Consider the following 899-nt stretch of genomic DNA (forward strand, 5'->3'; position numbering starts at 1 on the left):
GTATAAGACGCATCACGCAACCTTGGTAACAGGTTAGAAACAGCTGGAGGAATATCCCCTTGTGAACGGCTTATTTCGAGATGATAAGCTTCTGTTGCGTCCAGTAAAAGCAACGTATGCCCTGTTGGTGCAGTATCAATAATAATGACTTCATCTTGATGATTTTCTACAACGTTAGCAAATGCTCTGAATACAGCTATTTCCTCTGTACAAGGAGAAGCTAAATCCTCTTTCACAAATGCTAAACCTTCCTCATTCATCGTTTCACTTGCCTTAGCAAGCACTTCTGCTTCATAGTTTGCCACTTCTGCTTTTGGATCGATACGACTGATCGTTAAATTTTTAACGTTATCATCACCGAATGTCCAATTGAGGTGTGCGGCAGGATCTGTTGTAGTTAAATGTACATGAGTACCCTCTTCCGCTAATCGTAATGCAATATAAGAAGCCACCGTTGTTTTTCCAACCCCACCTTTACCCATCGTAAAAATGAGTTTCGGCTTACGCTCTAAATAATCTGCAATCATTTCTTCTATCCCAGGAATCTTAGTTACTTCATTTGATCCATCTTCATGTATAACTTCTTGGTCAGTCATCCATGCTTGCATACGCTCAATACTTGATAAAGAGTACGGTACAAAAGGTAAGTAGAATTGCTCAAATTGATTTAGTTCTTCAGGAATTCTTGCTATTGCATCAGCTTGACGTGCAATGAAAGCCTCTTCGATATCATCTGTAGAATTTGCATTGCTCATATATCCATTAATTAGTAGGGTCTGATTTTGAATACCTATTTCAAACAATTCGCGAGAAGCACGTGCTGCTTCCTTTAAAGGATTTTCTTCTGGGCGTGTCACTAACATTAACGTTGTTTGATTAGCATTCTTTAAACGTTCAAC

1 protein-coding gene is annotated in these 899 nt (G+C 39.0%); it reads right to left on the minus strand.

The window, feature by feature from the left end; genetic code table 11:
- Window positions 1-899, minus strand: an 899-nt coding sequence (locus tag HCH28_RS24765) for an ArsA-related P-loop ATPase (RefSeq protein WP_221683489.1), incomplete at both ends; no start/stop codon positions are given.

It is taken from the genome of Lysinibacillus sp. K60 (assembly GCF_019731275.1).
Classification (GTDB): Bacteria; Bacillota; Bacilli; order Bacillales_A; family Planococcaceae; genus Lysinibacillus; species Lysinibacillus capsici.